The 15,736-nt window shown below is 32.2% G+C and carries 16 protein-coding genes and 1 tRNA gene; 16 read left to right on the top strand and 1 reads right to left on the bottom strand.

What is annotated here, in order from left to right:
- Position 1: 1 nt before the first annotated feature.
- Positions 2–211, bottom strand: a complete 210-nt coding sequence (locus J2Z43_RS11390; protein ID WP_024620818.1) for a hypothetical protein — start codon at positions 209–211, stop codon at positions 2–4.
- 102 nt (positions 212–313) lie between these two features.
- On the opposite strand from J2Z43_RS11390, the gene J2Z43_RS11385 reads away from it, so the two are divergent.
- The 16 genes from J2Z43_RS11385 (at position 314) to J2Z43_RS11310 (ending at position 15,666) form a co-directional block, all read left to right on the top strand.
- Positions 314–2,098, top strand: a complete 1,785-nt coding sequence (locus tag J2Z43_RS11385; protein ID WP_209457312.1) for a B12-binding domain-containing radical SAM protein — start codon at positions 314–316, stop codon at positions 2,096–2,098.
- 10 nt (positions 2,099–2,108) lie between these two features.
- Positions 2,109–3,254 (top strand): tetratricopeptide repeat protein, encoded by a 1,146-nt coding sequence (locus J2Z43_RS11380; protein WP_209457311.1) that lies wholly within the window; start codon positions 2,109–2,111, stop codon positions 3,252–3,254.
- Positions 3,255–3,300: 46 nt separating this feature from the next.
- Positions 3,301–4,206: a bifunctional enoyl-CoA hydratase/phosphate acetyltransferase gene (locus J2Z43_RS11375; RefSeq protein WP_209457310.1), complete on the top strand. Its 906-nt coding sequence runs from the start codon at positions 3,301–3,303 to the stop codon at positions 4,204–4,206.
- A gap of 219 nt (positions 4,207–4,425) precedes the next feature.
- Positions 4,426–4,752, top strand: a complete 327-nt coding sequence (locus J2Z43_RS11370) for a PadR family transcriptional regulator (RefSeq protein WP_209457309.1) — start codon at positions 4,426–4,428, stop codon at positions 4,750–4,752.
- Positions 4,753–4,755: 3 nt separating this feature from the next.
- Complete coding sequence (locus J2Z43_RS11365) at positions 4,756–5,577, top strand: permease prefix domain 1-containing protein (protein ID WP_209457308.1); 822 nt, start codon at positions 4,756–4,758, stop codon at positions 5,575–5,577.
- Positions 5,578–5,943: 366 nt separating this feature from the next.
- Positions 5,944–7,620 carry a formate--tetrahydrofolate ligase gene (locus J2Z43_RS11360; RefSeq protein WP_209457307.1) on the top strand — a complete coding sequence of 559 codons (1,677 nt, stop codon included), beginning with the start codon at positions 5,944–5,946 and terminating at the stop codon, positions 7,618–7,620.
- A 116-nt stretch (positions 7,621–7,736) separates the two neighbouring features.
- Positions 7,737–8,369: a cyclodeaminase/cyclohydrolase family protein gene (locus tag J2Z43_RS11355; RefSeq protein ID WP_209457306.1), complete on the top strand. Its 633-nt coding sequence runs from the start codon at positions 7,737–7,739 to the stop codon at positions 8,367–8,369.
- 30 nt (positions 8,370–8,399) lie between these two features.
- Complete coding sequence (locus tag J2Z43_RS11350; protein WP_209457305.1) at positions 8,400–9,266, top strand: bifunctional 5,10-methylenetetrahydrofolate dehydrogenase/5,10-methenyltetrahydrofolate cyclohydrolase; 867 nt, start codon at positions 8,400–8,402, stop codon at positions 9,264–9,266.
- A gap of 155 nt (positions 9,267–9,421) precedes the next feature.
- On the top strand, positions 9,422–10,096 hold the full coding sequence (locus J2Z43_RS11345) for a methylenetetrahydrofolate reductase C-terminal domain-containing protein (protein ID WP_209457304.1): 675 nt from the start codon (positions 9,422–9,424) through the stop codon (positions 10,094–10,096).
- Between the two features lie 27 nt (positions 10,097–10,123).
- Positions 10,124–11,008 (top strand): methylenetetrahydrofolate reductase, encoded by an 885-nt coding sequence (locus tag J2Z43_RS11340; protein ID WP_209457303.1) that lies wholly within the window; start codon positions 10,124–10,126, stop codon positions 11,006–11,008.
- Between the two features lie 22 nt (positions 11,009–11,030).
- Complete coding sequence (gene lpdA, locus J2Z43_RS11335; RefSeq protein WP_209457302.1) at positions 11,031–12,410, top strand: dihydrolipoyl dehydrogenase; 1,380 nt, start codon at positions 11,031–11,033, stop codon at positions 12,408–12,410.
- A gap of 118 nt (positions 12,411–12,528) precedes the next feature.
- Positions 12,529–12,909 (top strand): glycine cleavage system protein GcvH, encoded by a 381-nt coding sequence (gene gcvH / locus J2Z43_RS11330; protein WP_209457301.1) that lies wholly within the window; start codon positions 12,529–12,531, stop codon positions 12,907–12,909.
- Positions 12,910–12,965: 56 nt separating this feature from the next.
- Positions 12,966–13,057, top strand: a tRNA-Ser gene (locus tag J2Z43_RS11325).
- 373 nt (positions 13,058–13,430) lie between these two features.
- Positions 13,431–14,204 (top strand): HpcH/HpaI aldolase family protein, encoded by a 774-nt coding sequence (locus tag J2Z43_RS11320; RefSeq protein WP_209457300.1) that lies wholly within the window; start codon positions 13,431–13,433, stop codon positions 14,202–14,204.
- 53 nt (positions 14,205–14,257) lie between these two features.
- Complete coding sequence (locus tag J2Z43_RS11315) at positions 14,258–14,899, top strand: DUF5105 domain-containing protein (RefSeq protein WP_209457299.1); 642 nt, start codon at positions 14,258–14,260, stop codon at positions 14,897–14,899.
- A 224-nt stretch (positions 14,900–15,123) separates the two neighbouring features.
- Positions 15,124–15,666: a cysteine hydrolase family protein gene (locus J2Z43_RS11310; RefSeq protein ID WP_209457298.1), complete on the top strand. Its 543-nt coding sequence runs from the start codon at positions 15,124–15,126 to the stop codon at positions 15,664–15,666.
- The last annotated feature ends 70 nt before the right edge of the window (positions 15,667–15,736 follow it).

The following is a 15,736-nucleotide window of genomic DNA, read 5'->3' as shown; positions in this document are numbered from 1 at the left end:
ACTAAATATTATTACTGTGAGTTTCTAAATAATTTATAAAGTCACTTTCAGTAGTGTTAGTTAAGAAGCATAATTCTTTAACTATATTATTTCTAAGGTCGATAAAATCATCAAGCTTAGTAGTTTCATTAGTAAATTCTAATGCTTTAATTATAAGCAGCAGGTCTTTTTTCGATAGTGAGTCTATAGACACTTTATCTATTGATTCCATAATCAACTTCCTTTCTTAAAATAATAATATTTTTTATACATATATCATTTTAACCCATAAACACGTTAAAAAATAGTATAATTTTAAAAAGAGGTGAAAAATTTGAAAATATTACTTACAACTTTGAATTCAAAGTTTATTCATACAAACCTAGCCATAAGGTATTTAAAAGAATTTGTAAAAGACATCGCCGACATTGAAATACGCGAATATACAATAAATAACGATTTAGACTATATTTTAAAAGATTTATATAGACATAATTACGATGTGATACTATTTTCAACATATATATGGAATATTGAAGATATAGTAAGATTATGTGATAATTTAAAAAAAGTATCTAAATATACAAAGATAGCACTTGGTGGACCAGAAGTTAGTTACGATAGTGTAAATGCAATGGAGAAATACGACTTTGTCGATTATATACTTTACGGTGAAGGTGAAAAAATATTTAGAGATCTAGTTCGCCATCTAAAAGGAGAACTCAATATAGATGAAGTAAATGGAATTGTTTATAGAGAAAAAGAACCAAATCAAATTAATGGTAAAAACAGCGGAAAAATAGTAATGAACGATCCTATGGAACTTATTGAAAATTTAGATATTATACCTAGTCCATATAAAGATATAAATAGAGAAGAGTACGAAAATAAAATAGTGTACTACGAATCATCTAGGGGATGTCCATTTAACTGTCAGTACTGTTTATCATCTACTTTAAAAGGTCTTAGATACTTTAGTACTGACAGGATCAAAGAAGATTTAAAGGCGCTTATTGAGGCAAGAGTTTCTCAAATTAAGTTTATTGATAGAACATTTAATGCAGACCGAAAAACAGCGATGGAAATAATGAAGTTTCTTATGGAAAACGACAATGGATACACAACATATCATTTCGAGGTAACAGCTTATTTGATAGACGACGAAATGCTCGAGTTTTTAAAGGATTGCAAAGAGGGATTGTTCCAGTTTGAGATAGGTGTTCAGTCTACAAATGATAAGACCCTAGAAGAAGTTGGAAGAAGAGACGATTTCGAGAGATTATCGCAAGTTGTAAAGACTGTAGAGTCTTATAGAAATATTCACCAACACCTTGATTTGATTGCAGGGCTACCTTATGAAGATTATAATAGTTTTGAGAACTCTTTTAACGACGTATTTAATTTAAATATAGAGCAGCTACAACTCGGTTTCCTTAAAATGATAAAAGGGACGGGCATTAGAGAAACCGCAGACAAGCATGGATTTAAGTATAAAGATTATCCTCCATATGAGGTACTTTATAACGATTATATGAGTTATTCTGATATACTTAAATTAAAAGATATAGAGGATGTACTCGAAAGGTATTATAACTCTAAAAACTTTTTACTTTCAATGAAGTTTATTATAAATAAATTTTACAGTGAAAGTCCATTTAAATTCTTCGAATCTTTTGCTACGTACTTTGATAAAAATGGATATTTCGATTTAGCTCAAGGAAAAAATCAGTTGTATAAAATACTACTTGATTTCTACTATGAAGAAATCGGTATAGAGAAAGAACTATTTAGAGATATTCTAAAGTACGACTATGTATCACTTGGAAAGAGTTCAAATATTCCTAATTTCTTTGCAAGAGAAGAGCTAGATGACTTTAAAAACAGATGCCATATGTTCTTAAAAGAAGAAGAAAATCTAAAGAAATATCTACCAGAATATGAAAATACACCAGCTAAAAATATAATAAAATATGTTCATTTTGAGGTATTTGATTACAATGTGATAGATTTAAAAGAAAATATAGACAGTGAAGCGATAAAAGACAGAAATGTAGTGCTATTTGAGTATGGAAACAAAAAAATATTTGATAAATCCAAGGCTTACAGCATACAAATATAGGAGGTATTTCATGAAATTTTTAATAGAAAAATATATACTTGGCAAAGCTGAAGAACTAGCCTTTATTACAATAAAAGACGATAGTGACTTCCATCTAGATGGTTATGAAATACCAAGAGGTGGCATTGATGTACCTATTAAAAATGAAGTGCTTGTAAAGGGAATTAAAGAGAACACTGCACAAGACAGAATTAGTTCGATGTCACTTGCAGATGCGATGATTTTTATAATGGGTATAGACAGTAATTTTAAACACAACATAGAATACGAGAAATTTTTGAAGGCACTTGAATCAAAAACTGACCTAGATTTAAAAGCTTACATGGGATTTATGTCTAGAAAGTACTTCGAGATAGGAGAATATAAAGATGCTTTGATCTATTTAAAGGCATTAATTACTATGTTTTCAGAAGATTTGGATGGAATATACCATTACGCAATTGTATGCCAAGAATTGGCGAAACAATACCAAAAAGATACTGAAGAAGAGGCTATGGGCAAATTCTTATTAGAAGCTGTAGATAAACTTGAAAAAGTTGTAGATATAGACGAAAGCTTTGCACTTGCATACTATCATCTAGGTTATCATTATTACAACCAAGCCCAGTATACTAAGTCAAAGCTTACTTGGGAAAAGGCGATAAGCTTAGGTATTGAAGAAGATCTTTATGCTGAGCTTCAAGAAAACTTAGGGAAGATGGACTTTAAAGTTCAGTATGAGCAAGGGTACAACCTAATTTTCCAAGGAAAAGGAAAAGAAGGACTTGAAAAGCTATTACCTTTGGAAGAAGAGTATTCTGATTGGTGGAACTTATTATTTATGATAGGTCTTGGTTATAAAGACATTGGAGATGTCGAAGATGCAAAAAAATACTTCGAAAAGATACTTATACTAAAGCCAGAGCAAGTGGATGCCATGGTAGAGCTTGGACTTTTAGAGGCGCAGACAGGAAATTTAAATGGAGCAATAGAATTTTTCCAAAAAGCAGCTAAGTTAAAAGAAGATCCAGAGATTTTATGTAACCTAGGAATGGCATATCTCAACAATGGAGAATTAAATGAGGCAATATATTATGTAGAACATGCACATGAGTTAAATCCAGAAGATGAAGTAACAATAGCTTGTCTACATGAAATAAATAAATTTAGACAATAAGTAGAATCTGACAGATATTAGAAAATAATATTAGGGGGGATTTTAATTGATTAAGAAACTAGATGATATGTTCAAGCAACTTGAAGGAACGAATAGAGGAATACTTTCAGTAGCAGCGGCACACGATGAAGAAGTTTTGATGGCAATAAAGGATGCTGTAGAAAGAGGCATTATAACTCCTATATTAGTCGGTAATAACGACAGAATTGAAAAAATATCTAAAGAAATTGGATTTGACTTGACAGGAATAAGAATTATCGATGAAAATGATCTACAAAAATGTGCTGAGATAGCGGTTAAATTGGTATCTCAGAACGAGGCAGATTATGTTATGAAGGGGCTTTTAGATACATCAATTTTACTAAAAGAAGTATTAAATAAAGAATACGGTCTTAGAACTGATAATCTACTAAGTCATGTAATGATATACGAGCTAGATGAGTACCACAAATTAATGCTTATAACTGATGGAGGTATGAATATAGCTCCAAACTATGAGCAAAAAGAACAAATACTTGAGAACTCTATAAAAGCTGCCAAGGCTCTAGGAGTATGCAAAGTAAAAGTAGCTTGTTTAGCGGCAAAAGAAAAAGTAAATCCTAAGATGCAGGCTACAGTTGATGCAGACTTGCTAGCCCAAGCTTGCGCAAATGGAAGGTTTGGGAAAGACGTCATAGTAGAAGGTCCTCTTGCATTTGACTTAGCAGTATCGAAAGAAGCTGCCGAGGTAAAAGGATTTAAGAGTAAGATATCGGGAGATGTAGATGTTTTACTAGTTCCAACTATTGAAGTCGGAAATGGAATTGGCAAGGCTCTTACTTATATGGCTGATTCAAAATCGGCTGGAATAGTTATGGGGGCTAAGGCGCCTATAGTGCTCACATCGAGAGCTGATTCTCATGAATCTAAGCTGTATTCAATAGCTTATGGGGCATTAATAGCAACTAAGTAAGCATACTAAATTTTGTAAATTTAAAACGATAAAAAGGTTTGATTAAAAGGTAGTATTAAGTGGATAACACATTAATACTATCTTTTTCTGTATATAATTTCATTAAAATTATATACAGAAATTTTTATGTAAAATAGCCTTGCATTATAGAGTACTATGAATTATTATAATAATAAGTACTTTACATTATAGAGTAATATAAAAAGTAGGTGAATTTAATTGGAATTAAACAAGGAAGTTTTAAAAGGCCATATCGATACTTTGATACTTGCTATACTTAAAGACAAAGATTGCTATGGTTATGAAATAGCTAAGAATGTACGGGATAGAAGTTCATTTGAGTTAAAGGAAGGGACTATGTATTTAGCTCTTAAAAGGATGGAAGGCAAAGGAATTATAAAATCCTATTGGGGTAGTGAAAGTTCAGGAGGAAGGAGAAAGTACTATAATTTAACCGAAGAAGGAAAGGAATTTTTAGAGATTAAAAAACGAGAGTGGTATTTTATTCAAGATGTTATAAACGAATTTTTGGGGGAGGAGAGATAGTGTATGAAAGCTATTGATGAATATTTGAATAGACTGTATAAAAACAGCAAGAGTAATGAAATTATTGAATTAAAAGAAGAGATGAGAGAGCATCTGATTGAATCTGTAAATGAGCTTATAAATAAAGGCTATAGTGAAGATGATGCTATTAAAGAAGCTATTAGTAGGTTTGACGGAGGGAGTGAGATGACTGAAGAGATAAATACAGAATATATTGAAAAGAGTAATCTGAAAAAAATCAGAAATATATTTTTAATATTTTTAGTTTTAACGATTATTAGTTTATTTATGGGATATAATAATATATCTCTATCAATAGAGTCAATAAAGTCTTCAAAAGTTGAAGAGAAACTTAGAGATAGATTATACGCAATTACGAAATCAAATAATATTAATAATATCACAAGCTTTAAAAGTCGACTAGATAAATTATTAGATGAAAGCGAGTTCGATCAAATAGCTTCAATAGATATTTACAATCAGATAAACTACATACCTGAATTACAACCAGAAAATGTTTCGAAAATAAAAAACAAATATGAAATTACAAATCTTCCAAATCTTGAGGAAAAGTATAATGGGAGAGAAAAAAATCTTATATATCATTATGGATCTAAAGAACCTGAAGAGTATCTTAGCTTTGATGGAGAAACCAAAAAGAACGAACTAGGACAAACGTGCTATTATTTAATAAAATATAAAAATCAATGGTATTATGATCTAGAAACTAAGGTATCTATTGTATTAGGGACTATTACAGTAGTTATATTCGCGAGATATTATATATTAGAATCCGAACATTTAAAAAAGAAAGATAAAAAATAGAATGATAAATATAATATAAATTATAAATTAAAGTTTGTATCAAATATTTTGCATGTATTTATTACTATAAAGTTAAAGTTAAGCTATTCAACTTTCGTACACTTACTTATATGAATTTTCAAAATAGTTTTATAAATCTAAATACCTTAGTATTACAAGGAATGCGAATTAAAAACTGGATTTATATAAGCACTTATCTAAAAAAAGAATATAATTTAAGAAATTCCTTGAAACATGGGAAAATAGCTTTGTATTTTGTATACAATAAAAGTTTAGTTATTACTATTTAAACTTAAAATATTATAGTATAATTGTAAATACGAACTAATAATAGTTTTATATTTTAAGCTTAGGAGGCGATTAGGTATGGGATTTAAATCAGACATAGAGATTGCACAAGAGGCTACACCAGTACATATAAAGGAAATAAGTAAAAAGTTGGGGCTTTCAGAGGACGACATAGAACTATACGGAAAATATAAAGCAAAATTAGACTACAATTTACTTAACGATGGTTCAGGTAAGAAAGCAAAACTGATCCTTACAACAGCAATAAACCCTACTCCAGCTGGAGAAGGAAAAACTACAACAACAATAGGTGTTTCAGACGCTTTAGCTAGGTTAGATAAAAATACAATAGTTGCACTTAGAGAACCATCTTTAGGGCCTGTATTTGGGGTTAAGGGTGGAGCTGCTGGTGGCGGCTATTCACAAGTAATTCCTATGGAGGATATCAACCTACACTTTACAGGAGATTTCCATGCTATAGGCGTTGCAAATAATTTGCTTGCAGCTTTAATCGACAACCACATTCACCAAGGCAATGCTCTAAATATTGATCCAAAGAGAATTACTTGGAGAAGATGCATGGATATGAACGATAGACAGCTTAGAAATATTATAGATGGTCTGGGCAAAAAAATAGATGGTGTCACTAGACAAGATGGATTTGATATAACAGTTGCATCAGAAGTAATGGCTTCTTTCTGTCTTGCAAATAGTATTACAGATCTTAAAGAAAAATTAGGTAAGATAATCATTGGATACAACTATTCTGGAGAGCCAGTTACAGCGGGTCAACTTAAAGCTAATGGACCGATGGCAGCTCTTTTAAAGGATGCACTTAAACCAAACCTTGTTCAGACATTAGAGGGAACTCCTGCATTTGTTCACGGTGGACCATTCGCAAATATTGCGCATGGATGTAATTCAGTAATAGCTACAAAGATGGCAATGCATTTTGCTGACTATGTTGTTACAGAGGCTGGATTTGGTGCAGACTTAGGAGCAGAGAAGTTTATAGATATCAAATGTAGAATGGCTGATATCAAGCCAGATGCAGTTATTATAGTAGCCACAGTAAGAGCATTAAAATACAACGGTGGAGTAGAGAAGGCATATCTTAACGAAGAAAATCTATATGCTCTTGAAAAAGGTCTACCAAACCTTCTAAAACATGTAGAAAATGTTACTAAAGTATTCGGAATTCCAGCAGTAGTAGCTATCAATAGATTCCCACTTGATACTGAAGCAGAACTTAAGCTTGTAAAAGATAAATGTACAGAATTAGGTGTAAATGTAGCTTTATCTGAAGTATGGGCTAAGGGTGGAGAAGGTGGAATTGAAGTTGCTAAGGAAGTTCTTAGACTTATTGAGGAAGAAGAGAACAACTTCTCTTATGTATACGATATAAACGACAGTATAAAAGATAAAATAAATGCGATTGCAACTAAGATTTATGGTGCAGATGGAGTAGACTTTACTAAAGAAGCAGATAAAGAAATTGTAAACTTAGAGAAATTAGGATTTAACAATATACCAATTTGTATGGCTAAGACACAGTATTCACTTACTGATGACCAGACTCAATTGGGTAGACCTACAGGGTTTAGAATCACTGTAAGACAGGTGAATATTTCTGCAGGGGCAGGTTTTATAGTAGCCCTTACTGGTGAAATTATGAAGATGCCTGGATTACCAAAAGTTCCAGCAGCGGAAAAAATCGATGTGGATGAAAAAGGTGTAATTTCTGGATTGTTCTAGTAGAATGACTAACTTTTTAAAATTACATTTACAATTCTATAGTATAGATATATAATATTATAAACAATTTTTTGACAATTTATAATCTTATGGAATATTTGGTGGGAGGATTTTAGATGAAAATTTCGAATAAAAGCTGTGTAGACTTCGTAAACCAATTGGCATCGAAAGAGCCAGTACCAGGCGGTGGGGGTGTAGCGGCATTAGTCGGAGGAATAGGAGTAGCGCTTAGCAGTATGGTTTCTAACCTTACTGTAGGAAAGAAAAAATATGCTGAGTACGAAGAAAGCCTACAAGAAATTTTGAAAAAAGCAGAAGAACTTGAAAACAGATTGATTAAGATGATTGACGAAGATGCAGAGTGCTTTTTACCTTTATCAAAAGCTTATGGTCTTCCAACTGAAACTGATGAAGAGAAAAAAATAAAGCAGGAAACTATGGAGAGAAATCTTAAAATAGCTTGTGAAGTTCCTTTAAACATAGTTAGAGCATGTCATGAATCTATAAAGCTACATGAAGAATTAGTTGATAAGGGCTCTAGATTGTTGATAAGTGATGTTGGAGTGGGTGTTCAATGTCTTAGAGCTGCAATTTTATCGGCAAAGTTATGTGTGTTCATAAACACAAACTCAATTAAAGATCTTGAATACGTGAATAGAGTTGAAAGTGAAGTAAATGAGTTAGTAGAAGATGGTGTAAAGATTTGTGATGAAGTTTATACAAAAGTAGAAGCGATAATAATAAAATAGAATCCAGAAGTAAAAGAGGAGTTGTGTATATTGAGGTTTGATTCAACAAAAGGGCAAATAATCAAGGGAAAACCTGTAGCTGATAAGATCAGTGAAGATTTGATTAAAGATGTGGAAACTATAAAGAGTTCAGGCAAATCGCCTAAACTTGCTATAGTCAGAGTTGGAGAGCGACCTGATGATTTGTCATATGAAAGAGGAGCGCTAAACAGATGTGGCAAAATAGGTATTGATACTGAAGTTGTTGTATTAAATGAAGATGTAACGACACAAGAATACATAGACACTTTAAATAAATTAAATGAAGACGACGCAACAAATGGAATACTTTGTTTTAGACCTCTTCCAGAACATTTAGATGAAAAAAAAATAAAATACCAAGTATCTCCTCAAAAAGATGTAGACTGCTTTAATCCAGTAAACTTGGCAAAAGTTGTAGAAGGTGACCTTGGTGGGTTTCCACCATGCACACCTACTGCTGTTGTTGAGATCTTAAAACATTATGAAGTAGAATTAAAAGGAAGAAATGTTACAGTAGTCGGGAGGTCTTTAGTAGTCGGAAAGCCAGTATCGATGCTTTTTTTAAATGAAAATGCTACTGTGACAATCTGCCATTCTAAAACAGATAAGCTCTCTGAAGTCTGTTCTAATGCAGATGTGCTTGTTGCTGCGGTTGGAAGGGCAAAAATGATTGATGATAGCTATGTAAAAGACGGTGCTGTCGTAATCGATGTAGGTATAAATGTCGATGATGAAGGAAATTTATGTGGAGATGTAGATACTGAAAAAGCAGCATTAAAAGCATCTCTTATAACTCCTGTACCTGCTGGTGTGGGTTCTGTTACTACATCTATTTTGGCAAAACATGTACTAAAAGCTTATAAATTACAAAATTAAATAGATAAAGTTCAGTTAAGACATAATATACATATTAATTAGATAGGATAAATATTAAACAGATAGAGTAAAAATAAGATTGATTAACTAAAGATTAAAGATTAAAGAATAATTTAAAAATTGACAGTAGGCTAGGGGCTCATGGGGGGATAATTATGATTATATCTGAAAATAAAGATATAAAAGAAACACTTGAGATGATTGGGAAATCTGAAAAATTAATACTAGTTGGATGTAATCAATGTGCCGCTGCTTGTAATAGCGGTGGAGAGACAGAGATTGATGATATGAAGAAAAAATTAATTGGACTAAATAAAAAAGTTTTAAAACAATTGATTTTAGATCCTGCGTGTAATTTACAAAAGACAAAGAAAGATATTAAAGCTTTAGAGAAAGATATAGAAGAAGCTGATGCAGTGCTTTCACTGGCATGTGGGGATGGAACTCAAACACTGGCAAAAGTTATAAAAAACAAGCCAGTCTATCCAGCAAATAATACACTTTTTATAGGTGAAGTCCAAAGAGTTGGAAAGTACGAAGAAGCTTGTAGAGCTTGCGGAAAGTGCGAACTTGGATGGACTGGAGGAATATGTCCGATGACGGATTGTGCAAAGGGACTTATAAACGGTGCATGTGGTGGATCACAAAATAGCAAGTGTGAAGTCAATGAAAATAACGATTGCGCTTGGGTAAAAATATACGAAAGATTAGAACCGATTGGCCAACTAGATAATTTACGTGAAGTTAGAGGACCTAAAGATTTTTCGAAAAAAAATAATAAAATACGTTTAGACAATAGGAAACAGAGGGGAACAGCTAAAAGCATGTAGTTTTTAGTTGGGGGCATGGTGAGATTTATGAGTAAATTTGAAAAATTATTAGAGGATGGAAAATTTGTAATTACAGCAGAGATTGCTCCACCTAAGGGGATAGATTTCAAAAAAGTAAAAGAAAGTGCAGAGCTGCTTCGTGGAAAAGTCGATGCTATTAATGTCACAGATTTTCAGCTTTCAATGATGAGAGCTACATCCTTAGCAACCTGTAAAGTAATAAAAGATATGGGATTAGATCCTATTCTGCAGATGACAGGAAGAGACAGAAATAGAATTGCATTACAAGGGGAAATGTTATCAGCAGGAGTATTTGGTATTGAGAATATACTGGCGATTACAGGTGATCATACATCATTAGGTGATCATCCACAAGCAAAAGCCGTATTTGATTTAGACTCGGTAGGAATACTACAAGCAGGAAAAACATTAACATCAGGTTTTGACATGTCTGGTAATGAGTTAAAAGGAACTCCAGAGTTTTATTTTGGAGCTGTTATTTCTCCAGGACATTCAAATTTAAACTTACAGATAATGAAGATGAGAAAGAAAATAATTACAGGGGCGAAATTTTTTCAAACTCAAGCTGTATTTGACATAGAAGTAATGAGAAACTTTAGAGAGATTACAAAGGATATGGATTACAAAATACTTTGCGGTGTACTTCCTTTAAAATCTCCTCGTATGGCAAGAATGATGAATGAAAAGATTCCTGGAATATTCGTTCCAGAAGATCAAATAGAAAGATTAGAATCAGTATGCAAAGAAAACTGGAAGACAGAGGGATTAAAAATCACTGCTGAATTGATAAAGAAATTAAAATCAGAGGAACTATGTGACGGTATACATATTATGACAATTGGGGCAGAGGATATAATTCCCGAATTATTAGAATATGCAGATTTACTATAATAATATGTTTGGGGGTAATTAGATGAAAATAGTGATTGTAGGCGGAGGTCCTGGTGGATACGTAGCTGCTCTTAAAGCTTCTATGTTTGATGTGGAAGTGACAGTTATCGAAAATTACAAAGTAGGTGGAACTTGCTTGAACTTAGGGTGTATTCCAACAAAATCATTACTTGCATCTGCAAACGTTCTTAACACTGTATTAGATGCCAAAGACTTTGGAATAAATATTGATGGAGATATATCGATAGACTATAATACTGTTATTTCTAGAAAAGATAAAGTAGTAGATCAACTTGTAAAAGGGGTTGAATTTTTACTAGATAAAAGAAAAGTCGATTTAGTCAACGGATATGGAAGAATTATTGATAGAAATACTGTTGAAGTCACGAAAGCAGATGGTGATATTGAAAAAATTAAGGCGGATAAAATTATACTTGCACAAGGATCAGAGCCAGTAATACCAAACATATTTCCGTATGATGGCAAGACTGTAATTACAAGTGATGATGTGTTAAACCTTAAAGAATTACCAGAATCAATGGTAGTTGTTGGTGGTGGAGTAATAGGTTGTGAGATAGGACAATTTTTTAGGTCTATGGGAACTGAAGTTACAATAGTAGAAATGGCAGACCAACTTCTTATCAATGAAGATAAAGATATAGTAAAACAACTTGTTAGACAGTTTAAAAAAGATAAGATAAAAATGATTACTGGAACTTCTATAGTTAGCTGTGAAGTAAAAGACAACAAAGCGTCAGTCGAGTTGTGTGATGGCAAAAAAATAGAGACTCAGTATGTACTTTTAAGTGTAGGCAGAAGATCTAATATTGAAGGTAGTGGCATCGAAGATATCGGTATTGAAACTAAAAGTGGAAAAGTGCTAGTAGATAAATACCTTCAAACAAGTGTTGAAGGTATATATGCTGTAGGAGATATTATAGATACACCGTTTTTAGCTCATGTAGCCTCTAAAGAGGGAGAAATAGCTGTTGAAAACGCGTTAGGAAGAAGTAGAGAGTTAAATTATACTGCTATACCTAGATGTGTTTATACAGAACCTGAGGTAGCATCTGTTGGAAAAACAGAAAAAGATCTAAATAAGGAAGAAATTCCGTATAGAGTTGGAAAATTTGAGTTCAGAGGTCTTGGGAAAGCTCAAACTATAGGTAAATACCAAGGATTTGTAAAAGTAATTGTTGGAGAAGACGACAGAATTTTAGGAGCGTCTATAATTGGAGCAAGTGCTACAGAGTTGCTTACAGAGCTTACATTAGCTGTACATCTAGGATTAACAGTACAGCAAGTAGGGGATGTAATTCATCCTCATCCGAGTTTATCTGAAGGATTAATTGAAGCTCTTCATGATGCAAATGGGGAAGCTATACACTCTATCGGAAAATAAAAGAATTAATTAATTAACTAAGCTTAAAATTATCATAATGATATGATATAATGAGGCTTACATATAAATTAGTATAAACTTATATCAAGATTTTGAATTTATGTTAGGGGGTAAATTTATGAAATTACTACAGGATTTAAAATATTCAAGCGACCATGAATGGGTGAAAGTAATCGATAGCGAGACAGTATATATAGGAATAACAGACTTTGCTCAAGATCAACTAGGAGAGGTATTATTTGTTGAAATGCCAGAGGTTGGTGATGAAATAAGTATAGGCGAAGACTTTGGTGTTGTTGAATCATCTAAAGTAGCATCAGACCTTATCGCTCCAATAAACGGAGAAGTTATAGAATTAAATGATGCATTAGAGGACGAACCGGGAAGCATTAATGAAGATCCGTATGAAAGCTGGATAATTAAAGTAAAAGTTTCAGATGCAGGAGAGTTAGAAGAGTTACTTAGTGCAGCTGATTACGAGGCAACTTTAGAAGATTAATTATATTAAGTTGACCAAAAAAGAATTATGAGATATAATCTAGTCATGTAACAAGTGGAGAAGTACTCAAGTGGCTCAAGAGGATCCCCTGCTAAGGGATTAGGCTGGGTTAACCGGTGCGAGGGTTCGAATCCCTCCTTCTCCGCCAACATGACAGTCAATAACGGGTACAGACCGTTTTATATATGCTAGATTTAACTATGTATCTACGGAAAAATAAAACCAAATTGCATCTGCAGTTTGGTTTTATTTTTTATATTAGTATGTTATTTAGAAATATTTATATTATTACTATCAAAATAGATAAGATTGCCACTTTTAAGATTCCAAACAGCTTTCAAACATCCTAAAGCGTAATACCTTTTGGAACATCAGAACTACTTGCTAGAATACGTACTCCCGGCGAGCCAAAATATATTTTAACCGAGATGGGTGTCGGTTATAGAATGGTCGATTAATATAAATTTAATTTATAATATAATAAACAATTCATTAAAATCTAATTTTGAGGAGAGATAATCATGAAAAATGAAATTCTTGAAAAGTTTAAAAGAGGCGAGAAAACTATTGGAACATTTACGTTACTAAAAAGTGCAACAGCAGTAGAGGCACTTGGTTACACTGATTTTGATTTTGTTGTGATAGATACAGAGCATACTTCTGTAGGTGTAGAGAGTGTAGTAGAGTATATATCAGCAGCACAAAATGCAGGTCTAACACCGATGGTAAGAGTAAATGGAGTTTCGAGAAGTCCTATACTAAGATTACTAGATGCAGGGGCACAGGCACTTGTAGTACCATGTGTAAATACAGTTGAAGATGTTAAAGAAATTGTGCAATATTCAAAATATGCCCCATTAGGATCGAGAGGATTTTGTCCAACTAGAGACGGAGGATGGGGATTTGCTGACCATGCAGCTTCTGGAATAGAAGATTATATGGAGTATTGCAATAAAAATACTCTATTAATTCCTCAATGTGAGACATTAGGTTGTTTAGAAAATATTGAAGAAATAGTAAATATAGATGGAGTTGATGGTATTTTAATTGGTCCTTTTGATCTATCTATCGCAATGAATAAGCCAGCTAAATTTGATGATCCTGAAGTAAAAGGAGCCATAAAACGCATACTAAGTGCCTGTAAAGAAGCTGGAAAAATAGCTTTTATTTTTACAGGAAGTGTAGATGATGCAAACAAATATTTGGATGAGGGGTTTGATTGTGTAGGGGTTGGACTAGATACGGTAGTTTACATAAATGCCTACAGAGACATTATTTCAAAACTAAAATTGTAATATCTAAACTATATAAATAAAATATCACATAAAAAAGGGGGAATGGAACTAAGATGAAATTCAAAAAATTATTATGCCTAATGTTAATATTAACAGTTATGATAGGGGTAGCAGCTTGTGGGGCTAAAAAGCCAAATCCAAAAGAGGCGACAGAAGTATTAGTAAATGCAATGATGTATCAAAAAGATGAGGATATAAAGAAATATAAATCAGTATTTAATCAAGATGTAACTCAATCAAAAGAGGAAGCAGAAAAGGCGTTTAAAGCTGGATTTGCGACATCTTCAGGTTTACCGGCTGCTGATAAAGAAATAGAAGATCTATGGAATGCAATTCTTAAGCAAATTAATGATAAAGCTACATATACAGTAGAGGTAGTTAAAGATGACAAAACTAATCCAGAAGTAATTGTTAAGATAAAAGGGTTAAATATGACTTCAATTACAACAACACTTCAAGCAAAAGTAACGGAAGAAGTAAAAAAAGATCCAACAATAGCACAAGATCAAGCAAAAGTAACTAAATTAGTTATGAGTGTTATGAAAGACGCTATAGAAAATATTGAAGCAAGCGATACAGAGGTAACAGTACCAGTTAAACTTGAGCCAAACAAAGATAGCAAAAACAAATGGCAAATAGTTGATGAAACGCAAACAACTAGTAAAATAGCAACTGTATTTTTACTTGGACAATAAAAATTCATAGATACTAGTCTTTTAAAAAAAGGTGTTCATTATATGAGCACCTTTCTTATTTATTAATATCTAATGTACTTAGAGCTATTTTAAAGTGTATAAATTAAATTGAATAAAGTTAAATACTTTGAAACAGAGTATTTAACTTGAATTAAGATATAATAAACTATAAAATAGTATCAAATGTAATAAGTTCAATATTAAAGACTATAGGAGTGATTAAGATGAAAAAAGCATTAATAATAGTAGATTATCAATATGACTTTGTAGCAGATGATGGAGCGTTAACTGTGGGAAAAGCAGCTCAAGATATTCAAGTTCATCTAAAAAACTTAGCTAGAGATTATGATGAGAAAGATATATATTTTACTTTTGATGATCATGATTTTGATGATTGGAAAAATAAAAAAACTCCAGAAGCAGATGTATTCAATGAACACTGTATAAATGGAACTAAAGGTTATCAGATATATGGAGATATAAAAGGAAAAGACAATGTCGTAAACCATGTAAATAAAAAAGCTTACTGTCCGAAGCAAGATTTTTTAGATGGAATAATTAAAAAATATAATGATGTAACTGTGGTTGGCCTAGTAACTGACATATGTGTATTTCAAACTGTAATAGGATTGTATACAGTTGCAGTAAATTCAGGAAAGAAGATAAATATAAATGTTGATCCAGAAGCATGTGCTTCTTTTAACCCGGATCGAGAAAAGTGGTCTCTTCAATATTTGGAGCAAATACTTGGAGTAAATGTGAAATAAACAAGTTTCAATAGTCTTTAAATTAAAAAATATAAAAAATCATTAAAACTAAAATTTTCAAATGAAATAG

Source organism: Metaclostridioides mangenotii (assembly GCF_017873185.1).
In the GTDB taxonomy this organism is placed as follows: Bacteria; Bacillota; Clostridia; order Peptostreptococcales; family Peptostreptococcaceae; genus Metaclostridioides; species Metaclostridioides mangenotii.
The sequence above is the reverse complement of the archived record's forward strand: the minus strand, read 5'-3'. Positions and strand labels throughout refer to the sequence as shown.